Annotated in this window: 5 protein-coding genes; all 5 read right to left on the reverse strand. The window is 62.1% G+C overall.

Annotation, left to right across the window (positions count from 1 at the left end):
* On the reverse strand, positions 1 to 392 hold a 392-nt coding region (locus D9C15_RS32690; protein WP_128003636.1), incomplete at its 3' end, for a hypothetical protein.
* 994 nt (positions 393 to 1386) lie between these two features.
* Entirely contained in the window at positions 1387 to 1776 is a 390-nt protein-coding gene (locus D9C15_RS32695) for a cupin domain-containing protein (RefSeq protein WP_128003637.1), read from the reverse strand.
* A 170-nt stretch (positions 1777 to 1946) separates the two neighbouring features.
* A complete protein-coding gene (locus D9C15_RS32700) occupies positions 1947 to 2447 on the reverse strand; it encodes a DinB family protein (protein ID WP_128003638.1) in 501 nt (166 codons plus the stop codon).
* A 141-nt stretch (positions 2448 to 2588) separates the two neighbouring features.
* Entirely contained in the window at positions 2589 to 3416 is an 828-nt protein-coding gene (locus tag D9C15_RS32705) for a hypothetical protein (protein ID WP_128003639.1), read from the reverse strand.
* Complete coding sequence (locus tag D9C15_RS34675; RefSeq protein ID WP_375138836.1) at positions 3395 to 3760, reverse strand: GNAT family N-acetyltransferase; 366 nt, start codon at positions 3758 to 3760, stop codon at positions 3395 to 3397. Before D9C15_RS34675 ends, D9C15_RS32705 begins: the two co-directional genes overlap by 22 nt.
* Between the last annotated feature and the right edge of the window lie 12 nt (positions 3761 to 3772).

A 3772-nucleotide genomic window follows, 5' to 3' on the forward strand; every position in this document is an offset into this window, starting at 1 on the left:
TGGCGCCAGAAGGCCTGTGCAGCAACGTTGGCAGGCATTTGACCAACTTCCCATGGGCCCGGATGGCTGAAGAAGGCGTGCTTTGCCAGTTCCAGCCCGGACCCACCCCTGCGGTGGCGCTTCAGGATGAAGAACTGCTCCATCCATGAGCCCTCCGCAAGAGTGACGCAAGCCGGGGCAACCAAGGCAAAGCCGACGTACTCCGCACCCTGCAGGGCAACGTGAGCGAAGAAGCGACTTGCCTGCTGGTAGCGGCTCAAGTCATACCCGTATCGAGCCTGCGCGTCGGGTTCTTGGTGCCAGATGTCAGAGAGCTCGTACTGATAGAGCTCCAGCATCTGCTGCAGGGCAGGGAAGTCCGTTGCTTCGGCCTTGCGGCACACGAGTGGCATGGGAGTGGGCTTCTGCGGCCTAACGTTTGAACTGAGGCGACCGCCGCGGATTGGTGCTTGGGCCGCGGGACCGATGATAGGCACCACGGGCTCGCGGCCCAAGCGCCAAGCCGTGGAGGGTCGCCTCGAGCGAAGGGTTGGGCGTCACTCGCGAACTCGAGCAAGACGTAGGGGTTGTATGGCCAAGCCAGGAATCTTAGTCTCGCCGGCAGTTGGGCGCACGCTGGTTGGGCGCGGCCGTGCGTCCACCAACTCAAATGCTCGCCGCGCCAGCCAAGCAGAAGTAGGAGACGGAATGAACTGCACTACGAAGTTGTTGATTGCAGCCGTTTCAGTAGCCGCGCAGGCTACGGCTGCCGCTGATGACGATCGCCGAGGGGGACACAGCAAGGAGTTTGTGGGTGTCTTCTACCCGGCGATCGTGGCTGTCACCTTCGATGCACAGCGATGCCCTGACACCTCACATCCAATCCTGTTCTCCTTTGCTGGTACGGCCCAGACTACGCTGGGGCGAGCGCAACTCGAACAGAGTCATTGTGAGGACTTCGAGCACACCTCGTTTCGCCGTGGTGTCGAGACACTGACATTCGCGGACGGCACCCAGTTGTTCGGCCGGTATCAGGGCGACCTGCTTCCGACCCCGACGACGAGCGTTGATGGACTCTTGATCGTCAGCGGGACCTACCGGAACACCGGCGGTACGGCTGGGTTGTCGAGGGCGCGGGGTAAGGGAATCTCGGCAGGGACAGTAGACACGAGAACCGGTGCCGCTGTAATCACGGTCAGCGGGACCTTGTAGGAGGAGCGGGGCCGAAAGGTGTGCGAGCCGCACCGCTGGACCTCGTGACGCCCAACGTTTGAGCTGAGGGGCCGCAGCCGGGAAGGCGCTTGGCCCGCGAGGCGGATGATATGAACTACCGCCTCGCGGGCCAAGTGCCTTGCCGGCGGAGGTCCCTCTCGAGCGAAGGGTTAGGCCGCACCTCGCTGGGACACCTTACGTTTGAACTGAGTCAACCTCTTCAGTTGAGAAGCCTGCTGGAAGCACGATTTCCAGCATTTCGATGTCGTCGCTGTGTCCGATCTCACGATGGCGGATGCTGGGTGGCTGATGCACGCATGAACCTGCCTCGAGGCGCACCACACCTTGACCCTCGTACTCGAACTCAATCCAGCCCTTCAGGATGTAGACCATCTGGAACGTGGTTCTGTGCAGGTGCGGCTGGCTTGAGAACTCCTTGCCTGCCGCCGCGCGAATGACGTGTGCGTCGACCCGCCCTTCAGTTGCGCTCTTGATCCCAAGGTCGCGATACTCGTAGAACGAACGAAGGCCTCGCTCGAACTTTGCGTCTTTGGCGTGCGACGCAACAAAGCCTTGCGTTGTCATGCTCTGGTCTCTCCGAGTCGTTGGGGCGCCACCAATGTAGCCTCTGTGCGGCCTAACGTTTGAGCTGAGGCGACCGCCACGGGTTGGCGCTTGGGCCGCGAGACCGATGATATGCACCACGGGCTCGCGGCCCAAGTGCCAAGCCGTGGAGGGTCGCCTCGAGCGAAGGGTTAGGCCTCCCTTCGCGCTGGCTCGCTCTGATGCAGGAACTTGGTGTACAGATCGCGAGGCGGAGCGATAGAGATTGACTTGAGGACCTGGCCAACGTTGCCGCGGTGGTAGCCACCGTGGGTGATGACATGGAGCAGGATTTCCTCGCGAGACATGCGCCCGCTGTCTCCGTCGGTGAACTCGAAATCGATGACTTCGGCCAGGCCGCTGGAGCTGACACCGGCGACGTACCGCTCATACCACGCATCAGTGGCTGCCACCTCCGACTGCAACTGCGCAAGAGTCGGCGTGCTCTTCGTGTTGGTGGCGTCGAACGGTCTCGCTTCGCCGTTGAGGTGGGCTTTGAAGATGCGATCGACCACGTAGATATGGTTGAGGGTGCGGATGCACGTGTGCAGTTGGTCTGCGTGCTCGGGCGCAAGCCCACCGAGAAGGGCGAAGAGCTCCCGATTGGCCCAGGACTTGTAGCCGAACAGGGAACGAAGCGAAGCGGTGGCCATGCGTGCGGTCTTTCGTGGGAGGCCTAACGTTTGAGCTGAGGCGACCGCCGCGGGTTGGCGCTTGGGCCGCGAGCCCGATGATATGCACCACGGGTTCGCGGCCCAAGTGCCAAGCCGTGGAGGGTCGCCTCGAGCGAAGGGTTAGGCCGCACCTTCGCGGTACATGGCGCGGAACTCGGGATAAATGTCGAAGTACTGCAGCCGGACCGAACCTGTGAAGTCTTGGAGTCGGCCGGATCCGATGATCCTGTTCATAGAGGCTTCGGCGGTCGCCCGGGTAACCTGGCTCCGCGCCAGAACGTCGGCCCGGCTTCTCTTGGCATGGGCGAGGCCGGCAACATAGTCGGCAAGAAGCAGTAACGGCTCCGCTTGCTCGGTGGTGAGCGTTAGTGACTTCGCCTTGCGAGTGATGTCCAGCGAGTTGAGCATCGGTTGATGTTCATTGGTCGACCGCCAGATCGTCACGAGCGCTTCGCGGTTGTCGTCGCCTTGGATCTCGTTGTCGACCACGACGTCTTCAGCAACGTGCAGATGTCCGCGACCGGTGCGTGGGCGCGGTATCTGACCTGTAGAGATCGCATGTCCCAAGCCGGCTGCTACGGCGTGGCCAATGAGCACGAACTTGACGAGCGTTGCGGCCTTCATGTAGCCGATGCGCCCGCCTTCAATGGATGCCGCCTTGCTGTGGACAGCTTGGGCATCGGCCCAGAATGTCTTCCACGCTTGAGTGGTCTTGTCGATTGAGCCAACGCCAATGCCGAGAGCCTCTCGAATCACCAGCTCAGTGACATAACGAACGTCATGGTCAGTCGCGTCTCTCCACTTTGGGAGACCGGAAGGTAGCCGCTTGCGAATCGTGCGCAGCGCCCCGGTTGGCAGATAGACGGTCCCGATAGTGACCTGATCCGCATTCGCGCACTTCGCCGTGATCTGTCCTGCCAGATCAGTTAAGGATGTGACCCTGAACATCGCTTGTGCGGCCTAACGTTTGAGCTGAGGCGACCGCCGCGGATTGGCGCTTGGGCCGCGAGGAGCCCAAGTGCCAAGCCGTGGAGGGTCGCCTCGAGCGAAGGGTTAGGCGTCACCGCGCGTGCGCAGCCACTTCTCGAGGTGCACACCGTCGGCAGTTCCACTGTACATGCGCCGTTTGATGCGCAGTTCGTGGTAACCGTGCTCGTTGTAGAAGCTACGCGCGGCGAACGCGCCTCGACCCGAATGCGCTCAGAGCCAGCCACAACTGCCGACGCCTCCAACCAAGCCAGCAGTGACGTGCCGACGCCTTGGCGCTGACGCTCCGGACGGACAGCGAACAAGACGAGATGGGC

Origin of the sequence: Piscinibacter defluvii (assembly GCF_004011805.1) — a bacterium.
GTDB classification, from domain to species: domain Bacteria; phylum Pseudomonadota; class Gammaproteobacteria; order Burkholderiales; family Burkholderiaceae_C; genus Piscinibacter; species Piscinibacter defluvii.